1 protein-coding gene is annotated in these 771 nt (G+C 75.7%); it reads left to right on the top strand.

Features of this window, described 5'->3' with window-relative positions:
- Positions 1 to 39: 39 nt before the first annotated feature.
- Positions 40 to 771: MBL fold metallo-hydrolase (locus tag G3I71_RS45050; RefSeq protein WP_164324692.1), on the top strand; the 732-nt coding region annotated here is incomplete at its 3' end.

Genomic DNA, 771 nt, shown 5'->3' with positions numbered 1-771 from the left:
CACCAAGCGCGTCCGTTCCGACCGGCCGGGGGCCCCCTCATGACCGACGCCGCAGCCCTACCCGGCCAGCCCCGCGGAGTGGTCTCCTCCGGGCCCGCGACCGCCCGCGCGGTCAACGTCCTGGCACCCAACGCCTCCGCCATGACCCTTGACGGCACCAACACCTGGCTGGTCGGCGAGCCGGACTCCGAGCTGGCCGTCGTCATCGACCCCGGCCCGCTGGACGAGGCCCACCTCAAGGCCGTCATCGCCGCCGCCGAGCAGGCCGGCAAGCGGATCGCGCTGACCCTGCTCACCCACGGCCACCCGGACCACGCCGAGGGCGCGGGCCGCTTCGCCGAACTCACCCGGACCAAGGTCCGCGCCCTCGACCCGGCCCTGCGGCTCGGCGACGAGGGACTCGCCGCGGGGAACGTGATCCGCACCGGCGGCCTGGAGCTGCGGGTCGTGGCCACCCCCGGGCACACCTCCGACTCGCTCTGCTTCCACCTGCCCGCCGACCGGGCCGTCCTGACCGGCGACACCATCCTGGGCCGCGGCACCACGGTCGTCGCCCACCCCGACGGGCGCCTCGGCGACTACCTGGACTCCCTGCGCCGGCTGCGCTCCCTCACCGTGGACGACGGCGTGCACACGGTGCTGCCGGGCCACGGGCCGGTCCTGGAGGACGCCCAGGGCGCCGTCGAGTACTACCTCGCCCACCGCGCCCACCGGCTCGCCCAGGTCGAGACGGCCGTGGAGGACGGCTTCGTCACCCCCGAAGCGGTCGTC

This window comes from Streptomyces sp. SID12501 (assembly GCF_010550245.1).
GTDB lineage: Bacteria > Actinomycetota > Actinomycetes > Streptomycetales > Streptomycetaceae > Streptomyces.
The sequence above is the reverse complement of the archived record's forward strand: the minus strand, read 5'-3'. Positions and strand labels throughout refer to the sequence as shown.